The sequence below is a fragment of the Streptosporangium sp. NPDC006930 genome, from assembly GCF_040635605.1.
Lineage (GTDB): Bacteria > Actinomycetota > Actinomycetes > Streptosporangiales > Streptosporangiaceae > Streptosporangium.
Map to the genome: position 1 here is coordinate 217,047 of NZ_JBEYID010000002.1, position 14,494 is coordinate 231,540.

General features: G+C 68.2%; 17 protein-coding genes. 12 read left to right on the forward strand and 5 right to left on the reverse strand.

What is annotated here, in order from left to right; genetic code table 11:
- Positions 1-51: 51 nt before the first annotated feature.
- Positions 52-1,266, reverse strand: coding sequence for a PspC domain-containing protein (locus ABZ664_RS04275; RefSeq protein ID WP_362502756.1), 1,215 nt, complete (start codon positions 1,264-1,266; stop codon positions 52-54).
- Positions 1,267-1,408: 142 nt separating this feature from the next.
- On the opposite strand from ABZ664_RS04275, the gene ABZ664_RS04280 reads away from it, so the two are divergent.
- From ABZ664_RS04280 to ABZ664_RS04305, 6 genes are all read left to right on the forward strand, one after another.
- Positions 1,409-3,067, forward strand: a complete 1,659-nt coding sequence (locus tag ABZ664_RS04280) for a PspC domain-containing protein (protein ID WP_362502759.1) — start codon at positions 1,409-1,411, stop codon at positions 3,065-3,067.
- Positions 3,057-3,263 (forward strand): hypothetical protein, encoded by a 207-nt coding sequence (locus ABZ664_RS04285; protein WP_362502762.1) that lies wholly within the window; start codon positions 3,057-3,059, stop codon positions 3,261-3,263. The genes ABZ664_RS04280 and ABZ664_RS04285 overlap by 11 nt, the downstream gene beginning before the upstream one ends.
- A 157-nt stretch (positions 3,264-3,420) precedes the next feature.
- Positions 3,421-3,996, forward strand: a complete 576-nt coding sequence (locus tag ABZ664_RS04290; RefSeq protein ID WP_362502764.1) for an ABATE domain-containing protein — start codon at positions 3,421-3,423, stop codon at positions 3,994-3,996.
- Positions 3,997-4,324: 328 nt separating this feature from the next.
- The gene (locus ABZ664_RS04295; RefSeq protein ID WP_362502767.1) at positions 4,325-4,768 is read left to right on the forward strand and encodes a VOC family protein; all 444 of its coding nucleotides are present in this window, start codon (positions 4,325-4,327) and stop codon (positions 4,766-4,768) included.
- A complete protein-coding gene (locus ABZ664_RS04300) occupies positions 4,769-5,749 on the forward strand; it encodes a pyridoxamine 5'-phosphate oxidase family protein (protein ID WP_362502770.1) in 981 nt (326 codons plus the stop codon).
- 179 nt (positions 5,750-5,928) lie between these two features.
- Positions 5,929-6,981 carry an SRPBCC domain-containing protein gene (locus tag ABZ664_RS04305; protein WP_362502773.1) on the forward strand — a complete coding sequence of 351 codons (1,053 nt, stop codon included), beginning with the start codon at positions 5,929-5,931 and terminating at the stop codon, positions 6,979-6,981.
- 28 nt (positions 6,982-7,009) lie between these two features.
- Here the strand turns inward: ABZ664_RS04305 and ABZ664_RS04310 are convergent, their stop codons facing one another.
- The 4 genes from ABZ664_RS04310 to ABZ664_RS04325 all read right to left on the reverse strand — a co-directional run bounded on the left by ABZ664_RS04310 (position 7,010) and on the right by ABZ664_RS04325 (position 9,979).
- The gene (locus ABZ664_RS04310; RefSeq protein WP_362502776.1) at positions 7,010-8,110 is read right to left on the reverse strand and encodes a CU044_5270 family protein; all 1,101 of its coding nucleotides are present in this window, start codon (positions 8,108-8,110) and stop codon (positions 7,010-7,012) included.
- On the reverse strand, positions 8,107-8,646 hold the full coding sequence (locus ABZ664_RS04315; protein WP_362502779.1) for an RNA polymerase sigma factor: 540 nt from the start codon (positions 8,644-8,646) through the stop codon (positions 8,107-8,109). The genes ABZ664_RS04310 and ABZ664_RS04315 overlap by 4 nt, the downstream gene beginning before the upstream one ends.
- A 236-nt stretch (positions 8,647-8,882) precedes the next feature.
- The gene (locus ABZ664_RS04320; RefSeq protein WP_362502782.1) at positions 8,883-9,089 is read right to left on the reverse strand and encodes a DUF397 domain-containing protein; all 207 of its coding nucleotides are present in this window, start codon (positions 9,087-9,089) and stop codon (positions 8,883-8,885) included.
- A 20-nt stretch (positions 9,090-9,109) separates the two neighbouring features.
- Positions 9,110-9,979, reverse strand: a complete 870-nt coding sequence (locus tag ABZ664_RS04325) for a helix-turn-helix transcriptional regulator (protein ID WP_362502785.1) — start codon at positions 9,977-9,979, stop codon at positions 9,110-9,112.
- 305 nt (positions 9,980-10,284) lie between these two features.
- Between ABZ664_RS04325 and ABZ664_RS04330 the strand changes: the two genes are divergently transcribed.
- From ABZ664_RS04330 to ABZ664_RS04355, 6 genes are all read left to right on the forward strand, one after another.
- Positions 10,285-10,899, forward strand: a complete 615-nt coding sequence (locus ABZ664_RS04330) for an ATP-binding protein (RefSeq protein ID WP_362502788.1) — start codon at positions 10,285-10,287, stop codon at positions 10,897-10,899.
- Between the two features lie 329 nt (positions 10,900-11,228).
- Positions 11,229-11,777, forward strand: coding sequence for a Panacea domain-containing protein (locus tag ABZ664_RS04335; RefSeq protein ID WP_362502792.1), 549 nt, complete (start codon positions 11,229-11,231; stop codon positions 11,775-11,777).
- Positions 11,770-12,072, forward strand: coding sequence for a hypothetical protein (locus tag ABZ664_RS04340; RefSeq protein WP_362502795.1), 303 nt, complete (start codon positions 11,770-11,772; stop codon positions 12,070-12,072). The genes ABZ664_RS04335 and ABZ664_RS04340 overlap by 8 nt, the downstream gene beginning before the upstream one ends.
- Positions 12,073-12,563: 491 nt before the next feature.
- On the forward strand, positions 12,564-13,283 hold the full coding sequence (locus ABZ664_RS04345) for a CPBP family intramembrane glutamic endopeptidase (RefSeq protein WP_362502798.1): 720 nt from the start codon (positions 12,564-12,566) through the stop codon (positions 13,281-13,283).
- Between the two features lie 14 nt (positions 13,284-13,297).
- Entirely contained in the window at positions 13,298-13,663 is a 366-nt protein-coding gene (locus tag ABZ664_RS04350; RefSeq protein WP_362502801.1) for a PadR family transcriptional regulator, read from the forward strand.
- Positions 13,660-14,409 carry a hypothetical protein gene (locus ABZ664_RS04355; RefSeq protein WP_362502804.1) on the forward strand — a complete coding sequence of 250 codons (750 nt, stop codon included), beginning with the start codon at positions 13,660-13,662 and terminating at the stop codon, positions 14,407-14,409. The genes ABZ664_RS04350 and ABZ664_RS04355 overlap by 4 nt, the downstream gene beginning before the upstream one ends.
- The last annotated feature ends 85 nt before the right edge of the window (positions 14,410-14,494 follow it).

A 14,494-nucleotide genomic window follows, 5' to 3' on the forward strand; every position in this document is an offset into this window, starting at 1 on the left:
GTCCCGAGGGCCGCCTTCCGGCCGGCCGCACGACTTCGGCTTGCTCGATACTCACGTCTTCTCCAGCTTCATGGTCAGCATCACTTCCGTGCCCTCGCCGGGCTCGGTCCGCACCCGGGCGCTGCCCCCGTGGCGTTCCATCCTGCCGATGATCGACTGGCGGATACCCATACGATCCTCGGGCACCTCGCTCATGTCGAACCCGGCCCCCCGGTCCCTGACGAAGACGGTGACCTCGTCCGGCTCCGTCTCGGCGTACACGGAGACGACCTCGGCACCGGAGTATTTCGCGGCGTTGACCATGGCCTGCCTCGCGGCCTGCATCATCGCGGACAGTTCGGGGGTGAGCGGGCCGTCGCCGACACAGACGACCTCGATCGGCACCCCGTGCGCGTCCTCCTCCTCGGCCGCGACCCGCCGCACGGCCGCGGCCACCGACGCGTCGGCGTCCTGCTGGGGCTGGTAGAGCCAGTTGCGCAGCTCCCGCTCCTGGGAGCGGGCGAGCCGCATCACCTCGCGCGGGTCCTGGGCGTTGCGCTGGATGAGCGTCAGCGTGTGCAGTACCGAGTCGTGCACGTGGGCGGCCACCTCGGCGCGTTCCTCCTGCCGGATGCGCTCGCGACGCTCGCGCTGAAGCTCCTTCCACAGGGCGGCGAGCCAGGGCGCCGCGATCAGCGCGACGCCGCCCACGACCACCATGGTGAACACGATGCCGGGACGGGCCTCGCCCAGCTCGTCGTTGGCCACCAGGAAACCGATCGCGCCGACCACAACGAGCACGAGCCCGAGGAACGTGCGGACCCGGTTCTGGCGGACCTGCCCGACGGTGTGGTTCATCCAGCGCTGCCGCCGGTCGGGGTCGGCCTGCTGCCACAGGATCAGCGAACCGATGCCGCCCACGGCGAGCGGCCAGGCCCCGATCCCGGTCTCCGAGGCGCCGGTGAGCCAGCCCAGGGCCGTCAGCGCCAGCCCGATCGCGCCGTACGCGGCGAGCTGGCTCCAGTCCCTCGAAGGCTCCCTGCCCTCGTGCGGCTCGCGCGGGGTGAACATCCACAGCGCGGCGTACGCCAGGGTGCCGAACCCGCCCAGGACGGTGAGCAGCACGAAGGTCAGCCGCAGCACGACCGGGTCGAGCCGGAGCTGGGCGGCGGCGCCCTGAGCCACCCCTGCGATCAGCCGTCCTTCCACCGGCCGCACAAGGCGGGGGAAAGGGGCTTCTTCGGGTGTCACGGGCGCCGAATCGCGAACTGTCTGTCGGTCAGCCATATCGTCAGCATCGTCACACGAACCAGCCTGCCACTGCATCAGGCGTTCCCCTGAAGCGACCCTGAGAGAGACATCCCCCCTCCGGGACGACTCAGGGGTCTCCCGGATGCGTCACAGACCGGGAAAGGCCACGATTAACGATATGAACGACACCGGGCGGGCCCATGGTCCGGCGAGCTCGCCGTCCGCCTCCTCCCTCTCAGGAAAGCGCTCCGAGGAGCGTTTCGAGGAGCACGGCCTGAAGCGCAGCAACGAGGGACGGATGCTCACGGGCGTCTGTGCAGGGCTGGGGAGATACGCCCAGATCGATCCCGTGGTGCTTCGGGTCGGCTTCGCGGTCCTGGTGCTCGGCTCCGGTATCGGCATCATGCTCTACCTCGCGGCGTTCCTGCTGATGCGCGAGACCGACGGCGGCCCCGGCTACCTTGAGCAGTGGACCCGGCGCGACTTCGACAGCGAGACGGTCCTGACCCTGCTCACTGGCCTGTTCGCCCTCGGACTGATCGTCAACGTCTCCTCGGACGGCATCGGCACCGGCACGGTCGTGGTCGGCACGGTGTTCGCCATCGCCCTGCTCGCCGCCCACTCCCGCGGGGTCGACCTGCTGGCCGTGGCCAGGTCGCTGCCCGATCGGCTGCGCAGGCGCCGCACCCCGCACCCGCCCGGCCAGTGGCCGGGCCCGTCCACCCCCGCAGGACCGCCCGGAGTCGGTGAACGGGACCCGGCCGCCCACGCCGCCACGCCCTGGGCCACCGGCCCCACCGCGTACGCCGGATCTCCGATGGCAGGCCCTACCGGCAGCACCGCGGGAAACACCGCTCACGCCGACACCACCGTGGGAGACGCCGCTCACGCCGCGGCGCGGCCGGGTGGCGAGACGGTCACGGAGCCGTACGCGCCCGAGACCGGACCGGGCTCCACGACGTCCCATCCGCTCTCCACCCCGGAAAGCCCCACCGGACGTGCGCCGGGCATGCCCCCCGGTCCCGCCATGCCACCGCAGGAGGCGCCCGGCGAGACCCCGCAGGACCCGTACCACGCCCATACGAGGCCGTCCTTCGACTCCTCCGGCGCGCCCTTCTCGCCGTACGGCCCCTACCAGCCTCTGGATCCCCGGAGGCGGCAGCCCTACTCCCCCTACGACCCGGCCGCGTACGGCGGGCCTGTGGTGGCACCACCCGGCCCGCGACGGCCCAGATCGGTCGTCGAGAGCATCACCATCTGTCTGGCCATGATCGTTGGAGGGGTCATCGTGGCGATCCAGTCCGCCTCGGGATCGGTCAACATGACGGTCGTCGGCGGCGCGGTACTCGTCGTCATCGGCGCCGGCCTGCTGGTCGCCACCTGGTTCGGCCGGGGAGCGGGACTGGTCGCGACCGGCACGGTCCTGTCGATCGCCCTGGTCGCGGGGCCCACGCTGGGCGGTATGCCGAAGAAGTTCGGCGACTTCGACTGGCGGCCCGCCACCCTGTCCGAGGTGGCCCGCGACTACTCGGTGGGCGTGGGATCGGGCAGACTCGACCTGAGCGACCTGGTCCTGCCCCAGGGCTCACGGACCATCGTGGACGTCTCGATCTCGGTCGGCGAGATAAGCGTGATCCTGCCTGCGACGGCCAGAGTCGAGGTGAACAGCTCCACCAGGTTCGGTGACATCAAGATCGACCATGCGGTGGAGGGAGGGGCCGACATCGAGCACAACAAGATCCTGGAGCCCGAGGTGCCTCCCAAGGGCGACGTGGCGACCATCGTGCTGAACGTGAAGGCCGGCATCGGGGACGTGGAGGTGCGCCGTGCGGCCTGACATCGACAGGGCCAAGCAGCGTCGCGTACACCGCACCGACTGGATGGCCCTGCTCAGCGGCGTGGTCTTCATCGCGGCCGGGATCGTCTTCATCAGCGAGCCGTCCGTCTCACCACTGGTCATGCTCACGATCCTGGTGAGCGGCCTGGGCTTCGCGGGCCTGGTCACCATCCTGGTCAAGTCCGTCCGGCGCTAGAAGGCCGGCGTTTCACCCGGCGGCGGGCGCTCCAGAGCCGCCGCAGCAGGCGTACCCACCCTGACCGGCGCGCGGGGCCGCGGCCGACCTGGCCGAAGATCCGAACCCCGAACAGGACCTAACGGTGAAAGGCCAGATCAGGCATTAGAGTCGGAGCATGTCCGCCCTGGAGTTCGTCAGCACCGTCCGCGCGACACGGGCCGGCCTCACGGACGCGCTCGCCGATGTGGAGGGCATGACCGCGTGGGGCCGGGCGCACGCCGCCGAGCTGGGGATCGACTCGGACTTCGTCGCCTCGGAGCAGCTGCGGATCGAGGTGGTGGAGCTGCGGCAGGCCGTACGGGCGCTCTTCGCCAGGGCGGTGAAACCGGGCGCCGCGAGCGGCGCGGACGCGCACCGGCTTCCCGGTTTCGCCGAGTCGCTCGACCTGGTCAACGCCGCGGCTCTCGCCGTGCCGCTCGCCGCACGGCTGGAGTGGCCCACCGAGGGCGTTCCCCGGGCACGCAGCGTCCACGGCGACGGGGTCACGGAGTCGGAGCGGATCCGGGCGGCCCTCGCGACGTCGGCGATCGAGCTGCTCGCCGGGCCTCAGCGGGAGCGGCTCCGCACCTGCCCCGCGCCGCGCTGCGTGCTCTACTTTCTCAAGGACCACGCCAGGCAGGAGTGGTGCTCGGTCGGCTGCGGCAACCGTGCCCGCGCGGCCCGCCACTACCACCAGCACCGCGACGGCTGACCTCTCCACGGATTCCCTCACGAGTGACACGTGAGCCGTCATCACGACTGCTCCTCTCTCCCCGTGCACGGGTGCGAGGTGGCGCGGCTGGCACCGGAACCTCGGCCACGGAACGACGTGGGCCCACATCGTGTCCGTGCCCGGGGCGGGCCGCATCCGCGACGCCCACGCCGGCCCCACACCCGCCGACGCGATCTCACATCGAGGTCCCCCTTGTTGTGACTTACGCCACAAATTTATAATGGGAAAAACGGCAGCTATGCATTAGATTCGTCCTGCAGCCAAACTAACGGACTGATCCGTTAGAAAACCTGACGGGAGAGATCAGATGACCTTCCAGACCGGCCATGTCGGCCTCAACGTCTCCGACCTCGACAGGTCCAGGGACTTCTACCTGAAGATCTTCGGCTTCGAGGTCCTCGCCGAGTCCGGTGAGGCCGACCGCAGGTACGCCTTCCTCGGTCTCGACGGCACGCTGATGCTCACCCTCTGGCAGCAGAGCGAGGGCCGCTTCGCCACCGGCCTGCCCGGCCTGCACCACCTGTCCTTCCAGGTTCCGGACATCGAGGCGGTCCGCCGGGCCGAGGACGCGATCAGGGAGGCCGGCGCCACGCTCCACCACGACGGCGTGGTGGCGCACGGCGAGGGCGCGTCCTCGGGCGGCGTGTTCTTCGAGGACCCCGACGGGATCCGGCTGGAGATCTACACGCCCACGGGCGTCGAAGGCTCTCCCGTACCGGTGGCCGCCGCTCCTACCTGCGGCTTCTTCTAAATGCCCGTGGAACACGCCGGGGAGCTCGCGGTCCAGCGAAGGGCCGGGGTCCGCGCGGTGGCGCTGGGCTCGGCCAGGACCCGGCCGGAGATCCCGACGGTGGCGGCCGAGTTCCTGGGGCGACAGCGGATGCTGCTGATCGGGGCGACGGGACGGGACGGGCTCCTGTGGGCGTCCGTCCTGACCGGGCCCGAGGGGTTCGCGGAGGCGGTGGACGAGCGGACGGTCGTGATCGACGCGGTGCCCGGCGAGCACGACCCGCTGACCGGGCTGGACGGGGGCCAGATCGGGATGCTCGCGATCGAGCCGCGGAGCAGACGCAGGATGCGGATCAACGGCACGGTCTCGCGGGAGGGCGATCGGCTGATCGTCCGTACCGAGCAGACGTACGCCAACTGTCCCAAGTACATCCAGGCGCGAGAGATCGTCACGGAGCCGGCGGGACCCACCTCCCAACCTCCCGGCTCCACCGATCCCCACGGAGACTCCCCGGAAACTCCCGGCTCACCCGATCTCCATGAAGGGGCCTCCGCTTCTCCCGACGCCGCCCCCTCCGGTTTCTCCTCCGCGACGGCGTTCGGCGACGACGACCGGGCCTGGATCGAGGGCGCCGACACGTTCTTCGTCGCCACCACCGCCCCCGGCCTCGGCACCGACCTGTCACATCGGGGCGGCAACCCCGGGTTCGTCCGGGTGGTGGACGACCGGCGGCTGGTCTGGCCGGAGTACGTCGGCAACTCCATGTACATGACGTTGGGGAACCTGGAGTTGAACGATGACTGCGGCCTGCTCTTTCTCGACTGGGAGGGCGGCGACGCCCTGCACCTGACCGGGCGTGCCCACATCGACTGGGATGCGGGGGGCGTCCCGGGCGCGGAGCGACTGGTCAGGTTCGAGGTGGACCGGGTCGTTCGCGTGCGGGAAGCCAGCCCGCTCCGCTGGAGGTTCACCGAGTACTCCCGCCACAACCCGCCGGTCTGACCGCGCGGCTGGACGCATCGCCCTCGCCAACGAGGGCAGTAGGAAGGAGAGGAGACGAATCTGGAGCGTGGACACGGGCCGCCGTGAGGGCCAAAAGGGATTCCAGGGCGGCATACTGGCGATACGCCCCCGTGTAGTCGTAATGTCGCGACAGCGGCCGACCGGCAAGGAGCGGAGCGATGGCGATGCGGTTCGAGCACGAGTTCACGGTTCCCCTGCCTGTCGAGCAGGCGTGGCCGGTACTGCTCGACGTCGAGCGGATCGCGCCCTGCCTGCCGGGTGCCGCCGTGGACAGGGCCGAGGGCGACTCCTACACCGGCCGGATGAAGATGAAGATCGGGCCGATCACGGTGACGTACCAGGGTGACGTCGCCTTCGAGAAGGTGGACGAGGACACCCACACCATGACCATCAGGGCCTCCGGCAAGGAGGCCAAAGGTCCGGGCACGGCCGGTGCCACGGTCGTCGCGCGCCTGCACCCCCAGGGTCGCGACACCCGGGTCACCGTCGACACCTCCTTCGACGTGACCGGCCGCCCGGCCCAGGCGGGCCGGGGCGTGCTGACCGAGGTGGGCGGGAAGCTGATCGACAAGTTCGAGGCCAACCTCTCCCGCCTGCTGGGCGAGGGTCCCGGTGTGGAAACGGCCTCGGAGACGCCCTCGGGGACGGCCGGCGTGGGCGGTTGGAGCGCGCCCCGGAAGCCGGGGCCGGTCGACGACGTCCCAGCGATCTCGGAGACCTGGGGCCCCGGCCCCGCACGCCCTGCCGACTCGGAAAACCCAACCGGCTCGGACGAGTTCACCGGCCCCGCAGGCTCGACGGCCCCCGACGCCGAGAGCCCCGGCACCACCGGCTCGGCGTTCCCCGGCCCCGCGGGCTCCACGGGCCACGGCGCGGAAGGCCCCGGCGGCCCGGAAGCGAGCGCGGCGGCGTCCGGACTGGGCGGTCCCGGCGGCCCGGAAGGGCTGAACGCCCCCGGCGGCCCGGCCACCCCGGGACGTCACCTCAGCGCGGTGCCCACACCGCCCGGCCTCTCCGTCAACGAGGAGGCCGAGTCCCGCCAGAGCCACCCCGCGGGCACCTCGCGCACCTCGCTCAGCCCGGAGGAGGAGGCCCTGAACCTCCTGGAGGTGGCGGGCATGCCCCTGCTCAAGCGCATCGGCCCCCTGGTCGCCGCCCTGGCCGCCCTCATCCTGCTCACCTGGCTGATCCGCCGCGCCCTACGGCACTGACCAGCTGTCAGAGCGCCTCCCGCGATCGTCAGCGAACGCACTTCTCGACGTCGTCCGACGTGCAGCCTTCGGGTACGTGAGGCGACGTGTCGGTCCAACCGGACTTTCCAACGGTAATTGTTGTGATCACAGTGCCGGATGACATGCCGTCCCTGGCCGTCACCAATAATTTGCGGAGGCCGAGCGGGTCGCCGGTGGAGGGGTCGATCAAAATTCGGCTCTCTGTACCCTCGAACGAGGATTTGCGTGCCAGTGCGATCGCCACACGCCCGTAGGGTCCCTGGGCCGTGTCGATGATCCGGGCACCGGGGAGAGCCGCCAGCATCCGGTAGACGGCCGCGCCCGTACCCGGCGAGATGGGCGCGTCCCACAGGAGGGAGGAGCCCAGTGACCAGAGCCAGTCGTCCACTGTCTCATCAGGCCCTTTCGGCTTCGCCTTGCTGTACGCGGGCCAGTACATGAGAAGCCTGGCTCTGAGATCTTCCGGCTTCTCCGGCAGTTCCATGACCTCCTTCACGTCCATGGGCACGTTGAAGACCCGCAGGGGACGTGCCGGCCGATTCGAGGAATCCGGCATGACAAGGGTCCGGTCGATCGGTGGAAGGTTGACGTCACAGTCGCGGTGCGACGCGCAAAGCTCCGGCGAACCGGCCCGCTCCCACGCGGCACGATCCTTCGCCGTGGACGGCACCGTACCGAGCCTGGTCCATTCGCGCACCGTGGGCAGAGTAGGGCTGTACCAGAGCGTCTGCCGGCCCCAGTCGTCGACGACGTAGCCGTTGACCCGCACCCGCAGGAACAACTGGGTGGTCGCCCGCCAGTACAGGCTCTCGACAGACTTCGGTCTCGCCGCCGCCCGGTCGGCCACCGCCTCCAGCACCTCTCCCGGCCCTCCCGCCTGAGGTGCGGCGTCCGGCCCCAGGCGGGGCACGGTTACCACGAACGCGACCACCGTTGCCGTGGCAACGGCCGCGACCGCCCATCCGAAACGGCTACGGGGCCGTCCTGCGAACCGTTGTTGTGAGAGCCTCGCGTCGTTCAGCGCTCTGGCCCTGGTCTCGGCGACTCTCGCCGGATCGGCGAGCGGGACGTCGGGCATCACATCGTCAATGAACCGGAACTCGTTCAACAGACCTCCACTCCCAGCGCGTCGCGCAGTTTGGTCCTCGCCCGGCTGAGCCGGGAGGCCACCGTGCCGTAGGCGACCCCGAGCGCCTCGGCGATCTCCTCGTAGGTCAGCCCTCCGTACGCGATCAGCAGCACCACGTCGCGCTCGCCCTTGGACAGCCGTGCCAACGCCCCTGACAACCGACCGACCGTGACCCCCGCCGTCACCCGCTCGGCAACCCGTTGATCGTGGCCGTCGTCGTCGGGAGGCGGTCCGGTCCTGGCCAGCGCCCGATAGCGGCGGATCTCGGCCCGGCGGTGACGGCCGATCAGGTTGGTGGCGATGCCGTACAGCCAGAGCCGGACTTCGCCCCTGGCGGCATCGAACCGGTCGCGCCGACGGAAGGCGATCAGGAACGTCTCGGCGGCCAGATCCTCGGCGACATCGAGGCCGAGCCGCCGCCCGATGTAGCGGCGAATCTCCTCGTAGTGGGCGTCGAAGACGGCGGCGAACCGCTCCCGGTCGACCAGCGAGGCCGGATCAGAAACAGCGATCATGCAAGGGGCTCCCTTGCCAGAAGGACAAGACACCCCTTCTTGCCCGACGGGCACCCCACCCTTCCCTCATTTCTCGCCGCCCCTTTCAGCGGAAGCAGCCGGAACCTCTGGGTAGTCGATACGGCCCCAGTGGACGTTCAGGCCAGTGCATCAGACAACGATGGGGTGAGAGTGGTGAAGGAGGTTGCCGGAGCCGAAGGTCCTGGTCTTCGATCGAACAGGCCCGTACCTCTTGGTTAAGAGTCGAACTCGTGACTCTTGACGCGATCGATGAAGGCCGTCCACACGGCGGGGGTGAACACCGCTGTTCCGGCATCGGGATGGTTGGAGTTACGGACGGCCACAGCACCACCGCTCAGGAAGGCGACCTCCACACAGTTGTGGTCGCTACCGCTGAGACTGCTCTTGCGCCAGTTGACATTGGACAGATCTGATCGGGACACGCCGCTGCCATCTCCTGTCGTCATAGCTGCTTGGCTATGTCCTCAATCATCCCCCGGGAAGCCGCTGCGGACTTCGCCGAAGCACGTAAATGGTTGAAAATAGTCCTATAGCGGCGGACTTCTTCCGCTTGTTCCAAATACAACCCGCTGGTCTGACTCTCCAGGAGCACGACGTCCAAGTCCGCGATCTCCGGGAACTCCAGGATGGTGAACGGGCCATTGATACCGGCATGGGCACCCACGGTGTAGGGCAGGACCTGCAAAGTGACATGGTTGCTTTCGCCAACCTGGAGCAGATGCCGCAACTGAGAGCGCATCACCTCTCGTCCGCCGATATGACGGTGCAGTAATGCCTCATCCACGATCGCCCAGAGGGTGAGGGGATGTTCACGACGGAGAACTTCCTGACGGGCCATACGCACCGCCAGGAGCTGATCGACGTCGCGAGCGACGCCACCGCTGTCGGGGACCGCCGCGATGACCGCCCTGGCGTAGTCCTGGGTTTGCAGCAGCCCGGGGACCAGGCCGGTCTCGAAGGTGCAGATCTCGGCGGCGTCCGCTTCCAGACTGATGAAGTCGAGGTAGGAGGGCGACAGCACATCGCCATAGCGCTGCCACCAGCCGCGTTTACGGGCATCCCGTGACAGGAGAAGCAACGCCTCTCTGGCCCGCTCCTCATTGACTCCATAGAAGTCAAGGATGGCCCGCAGATCACGGGGTGGGATGCGTACGCGACCATTCTCGATCTTGCTAAGCGAGGACAGACTGCGTTCCAGCTGAGCGCCGGCCTCCTCCAACGTTAGATTCGCCGCTTCCCGCAAGCGGCGCAAAGCCGCACCCAGGCGGCGTAGTCGCACCGTCGGCGTCGGCGGTAGAGGCTCACCGGCCACGACAACCCTCCGTCAATCTCACGCGACACAGTGTGCCGCATCCCCCCCCTCCATCAGGTTGGTTTTTACGAGAAAATTTTCTCGGAAACGACTTGCCTGCTCTGAGGCGAGAGGCCATCGTAAGGGAATGCCACCCTGCGAGTCCGCTTGACCTCAGAGAGTTACAAGCGAGGGGTTGGCTTCGAGAATTCGTACAACTAGTACGTAATCTGGAGCAAAAATGATCAAAGGCCAGAACAGGCGCTCGGTTCCACAAAAGCATTGTCCGTCGCACCCTTCCGGGTGTCGCGCGAAGGAGTACGGCAATGCGTTGGCGTAGGGCCTTCCCGGGTGCTCAGGAGCAGATCGGTGAAGCCCGACACTTCGTTAAGACGCTGCTGGCGTCCAGCCCTCTACTGGACGACCTGATCCTGATCACCTCGGAACTGACGTCGAACGCGATCTGCCATACGGCCAGCGGACGTGGTGGAGCCTTCGTCGTCGAGGTGACGCAGCTTCCCCTCGGCAAAGACAGGTTCAGAGCGAGAATCTCGGTCCTGGACGGCGGCGCTCTCACCAACCCCGTAGTGCGCTGCCGGGACGAGAACGCCTCCGGCGGCCGCGGGCTGGCACTGGTGGCCGCACTGGCGGTTCGGCAGGGCGTCGACGGCGACCAAACGGGCAGGGTGGTCTGGGCCGAACTGGACTGGCGCACCCCCGCCTCTCAACAGTTCATGGACGGCTCTCCCCTGGTTCCCCAGACATCCGTTGCCGCCACCCAGGCCGAGATGAACGCTCGTTACACCGACTGGCTGATCTGGTTCGGACCATGGAGCGGATTCTGGTACGGGGTGCCGAAGGACGCCGCCGCCCCCGCACTGATGCTCGTCGCCGTCTCGGCCCAGGCCTTGGCCGACGATATCGACACCGCTTTCGGCTGACCTTCGCAGCCTGTTGACACGACATCGTCGGGGAGCGGCGGCCGAGTGACTGGTCGGCTGGAGAACCATCCCCTGAGGTCGCATTGATCCACCAGAGGACCAGTTCGCGGGTAGGCCAGTGAGTCCGGAAGCCAGGCCCAGCGATTGAAGTCCTCGAACCCGTCGAGGATCCGGGCTTATGGGGTACTGCGATGTTTACGGGCGACGGGGGTTGACCGGACCTCGGGCGGGGAATTGTCACACCCACCAGCCATGATGGAACACATGTTCGGGATCGAAGAATGACCAAAAACCCTCACCCCACCGGGCATGAACCATATCCTGACCCCATGCCCCTCTCGGCCCACGCCATCGCCGCCGCCTTCCGTCAGCGGCAACCCGGCATGGGCGTCAAAAAGCTCCACAAGCTGCTCTATTACGCCCAAGGGCACCACCTCGCCGCCTTCGGCCAGCCTCTGTTCCGAGAGTCGATCTCCGCATGGGACATGGGGCCAGTCGTCGGACAGGTCTGGGGAGACGAGAAGTACGGCGCCCTCATCGAAGAGCCTCCCGAGCTGACGGAAGCCGAGTTGAACACCATCGGCTACGTCCTCAGCAGGTACGGCGGCTTAACCGCGACGGACCTGGAAAATCTCACCCATTCCGAAGCCCCCTGGCAGCGTGCCGACCGCGGTCGGCCCCCAGGAGGAAAAGCCCGAATAGAGCTGGAGTGGTTGCAAGAGTTCTTCGCCAACCAGGTTGACGACGACGAAGACGAGCCGCAGCCTGATCACGCCGAGTTCGCCCGCATGCTGGATGGCATCGAACAGCGGCGAGCCGAACCGGCCGCCCCGGACAGCCCGGAGGACATCCGCGCGTGGCTGGCGGCCCGTGCCTGACTCCGCCCCCTACAAACTGGTCAATTTGCGTAATGCTCTGGATATCTGGGAGCTGAACGAGCCCGCGTCCGCAGCTCGCAAGGAGGTCCTCAGAGCGGTCGTGGACTGGGCGTTGGATCGCCACACGGATCCATATCAGGGGGCTGCTCGGGTGGAGGGTTTTCCCAACCTGTGGCGCAGCCGCATACCAGATACGTGGCATGAGGAGCAGATGGTGTTCTGCCAGTTCTGGATCGAAGAGACCACGCGCACGGTCCGGTTCGACATGTTCTCCACGCTGAGCCTGCCAGGCTGACCGGCCGCCAAGAAAAGCGCCTACCCCGGTCCCCTGATGGATCTGGGCGGACATCTTCAGGACAAACACGCTAGACCTGTCTATCGCGCATGGTCGAAAAGAGCGAGCTCATTGGCGCCCGGCGCCTGAAGATCTCCACATACTTCTCAAGTAGCGCGCGGTTGATCGGGACCGTCCCGGGCGCCCCGTGGACATCAACGCCTATGCCACTTCGCCCTCCTCCTCGTCCTGTCGCGTACATCAGCGCGTATACCGCTTCGCGCTTTCCCTGGCCGGTCGCGAGCGGGTCGCGACTCGCGGAGGCGAGAAAGATCCCCCGAAGGCGCATCCACCCCGCTCGCCGAGGTGCGGCGGGTTCCCTGCGAATCGGTCGATGACCTCACCGTCCGGCTCCGCTTCCAGCCCTTGCGGACTCCTCGCCGCAATCTAGGTTGTATTCCTAACTAGGTTGCTCTACGGTTTAAGTAGCAGAGCACTTAAGGAGATCCCCCTTGTCATCCCCTCTGACGCTTGTCCTGACGGTCGTCCTCGTCGGCTACCTCGCCGTCGCCACCCCCCTGCTCGGCAAGCACTCCTACGACAGGCTGGCCCGCACCCGCGACCAGGACCCCACGGCCTACCGCCGGATGTTCACGCTCTGGAGCGCCGAGCTGTGGGCACTGGCCGCCGTGGCGCTGCTCATCGTCGCCGTGGAGCCGAACCTCGACGCCGCGGACATCGGCCTGGTGCTCACGGAGCCACTGGACGAGACCCTCGGCACGATCGCCAGCGTCCTGGTCGGCGCCGCGGTCGCCCTGCTCGTCCTCAGGTGGCTGGCCGCCCGGAGCAAGCCCGTCCCCGACCAGCGGTCCTTCAACCACCTGCTGCCGCGCACCCCGGTCGAGCGCTGGTACGCCGCGGGCCTGTCGGTGACCGCCGGCGTCACCGAGGAGATCATCTATCGGGGTCTGCTCATCGCGATCGGCACGGGCGCGCTCGGCCTGAGCAAGGAGGTCGCGGCCTGCTGCGCGTTGGCGGTGTTCGTCGCCGGTCACCTCTACCAGGGCCGGCGCGGCATGCTCGCGGTCGCCCTGGTCGGCTTCGGCCTGACCTGGGTCTACCTGAGGACCGGCAGCCTCCTCATGCCGATCCTGCTGCACGTGCTGATCGACCTTCGCGGCCTGGTGTTCACCCCGCAGCCGCGACGTGAGGTAGTCGGGCACACAGGCTAGGTAGGATCGCTACCATGACGAGCGACCGACGCGCGAGCTGGCTCAAGGGTGTGCTCGACCTGCTGGTTCTCGCCAGCCTGACGGCCGGCGAGAACTACGGCTACGAGATCGCCAAAGACCTCGCCGAATCCGGCCTTGGTCAGATCAAGGGTGGCACGCTCTACCCGGTGCTCAACCGGCTGGAGGAGGCGGGACTGGTCACCGCCGAGTTCCGGGTGACCGAGCGCGGGCCCGGCCGCCGCTACTACCGGCTCACCGACCAGGGCAGGCAGACACTCTCCGAGCAGAGCGGGCTCTGGTTGAACTTCGACGAGTCGGTACGCGCCGTACTGGCCAAGGGCCACACCGAGACGAGCGTCCCGGAAGGAAGGCTTCGATGAACGGCCCTGTCGACAAGACCACCGGTGACTACTTCGACGAGCTCGCCGCGGTTCTGGCCGAGGCGGGGATGCCCGACGACCGGATCCGGGCCATGGTGGAGGACCTCGCCGGCTATCTCGCCGAGAGCAGTAGCGGCGCCCCCGAGGAGGAGTTCGGGCCGGTGGCCGAACTGGCCCGCGAGCTGGCCGTCCCCCCGGCCCCGCCCGCCGCCGCCCGTAGCTGGAGCTGGACCGCCGACGTGTTCCACGACGTCAGGCTGCTCAACGAGTACGGGGCCCAGGGCTGGGAGGTCGACAGGGTCGATGCGAAGGGTTTGTTCGTCAGCATCCGAGACCCCGAGCACCCTCAGCAATGGGAGTACCGAAGAGAGCTGGTCTCGCCCGGCCGGCGCCAAGGTGTGCTCGACCTGCTCGCCCCCGACGGCTGGGAGCCGTGCGGCAGGTGGGTGTGCTTCGAATACTTCAAACGGCCCAAAGCCGCGAGCCTGGGGCCCGCCGCGGAGCTGGCCGCGCCGCCGCGAACGCCGGGACGCAGCGTCTTCTTCAGTCCGTGGTTCTACGCTTTGATCGTCGGCCTGCTGGTGCTCATGGCGGTGACCCTGGTGCCGGTGTTCCGGGCCGCCGAGACGAAGCTCGACGGCAGCCTCGACACCATCCTGGGTCTGCTCACCGGCATGACGGTGAGTGTGCTCGCCGTGATGGCCGTACTGTGGCTGGCCGCCCGACGGCGCGACAGGAATCGCTGAGCGCCGGCGAGCCACCCGGCGCGAGGCCCGCTCCAGGCTCCACGTCTTCGTTCGCCGACCCGAGCAGGAGACCGGAACGGTTCGG

What these genes read in the sequence shown, in the direction of transcription:
- ABZ664_RS04275 (WP_362502756.1), bottom strand. Translation starts at nt 1,266, where the DNA reads ATGGCTGACCGACAGACAGTTCGCGATTCGGCGCCCGTGACACCCGAA.
- ABZ664_RS04280 (WP_362502759.1), top strand. Translation starts at nt 1,409, where the DNA reads ATGAACGACACCGGGCGGGCCCATGGTCCGGCGAGCTCGCCGTCCGCC.
- ABZ664_RS04290 (WP_362502764.1), top strand. Translation starts at nt 3,421, where the DNA reads ATGTCCGCCCTGGAGTTCGTCAGCACCGTCCGCGCGACACGGGCCGGC.
- ABZ664_RS04295 (WP_362502767.1), top strand. Translation starts at nt 4,325, where the DNA reads ATGACCTTCCAGACCGGCCATGTCGGCCTCAACGTCTCCGACCTCGAC.
- ABZ664_RS04300 (WP_362502770.1), top strand. Translation starts at nt 4,769, where the DNA reads ATGCCCGTGGAACACGCCGGGGAGCTCGCGGTCCAGCGAAGGGCCGGG.
- ABZ664_RS04305 (WP_362502773.1), top strand. Translation starts at nt 5,929, where the DNA reads ATGGCGATGCGGTTCGAGCACGAGTTCACGGTTCCCCTGCCTGTCGAG.
- ABZ664_RS04315 (WP_362502779.1), bottom strand. Translation starts at nt 8,646, where the DNA reads ATGATCGCTGTTTCTGATCCGGCCTCGCTGGTCGACCGGGAGCGGTTC.
- ABZ664_RS04330 (WP_362502788.1), top strand. Translation starts at nt 10,285, where the DNA reads ATGCGTTGGCGTAGGGCCTTCCCGGGTGCTCAGGAGCAGATCGGTGAA.
- ABZ664_RS04335 (WP_362502792.1), top strand. Translation starts at nt 11,229, where the DNA reads ATGCCCCTCTCGGCCCACGCCATCGCCGCCGCCTTCCGTCAGCGGCAA.
- ABZ664_RS04350 (WP_362502801.1), top strand. Translation starts at nt 13,298, where the DNA reads ATGACGAGCGACCGACGCGCGAGCTGGCTCAAGGGTGTGCTCGACCTG.
- ABZ664_RS04355 (WP_362502804.1), top strand. Translation starts at nt 13,660, where the DNA reads ATGAACGGCCCTGTCGACAAGACCACCGGTGACTACTTCGACGAGCTC.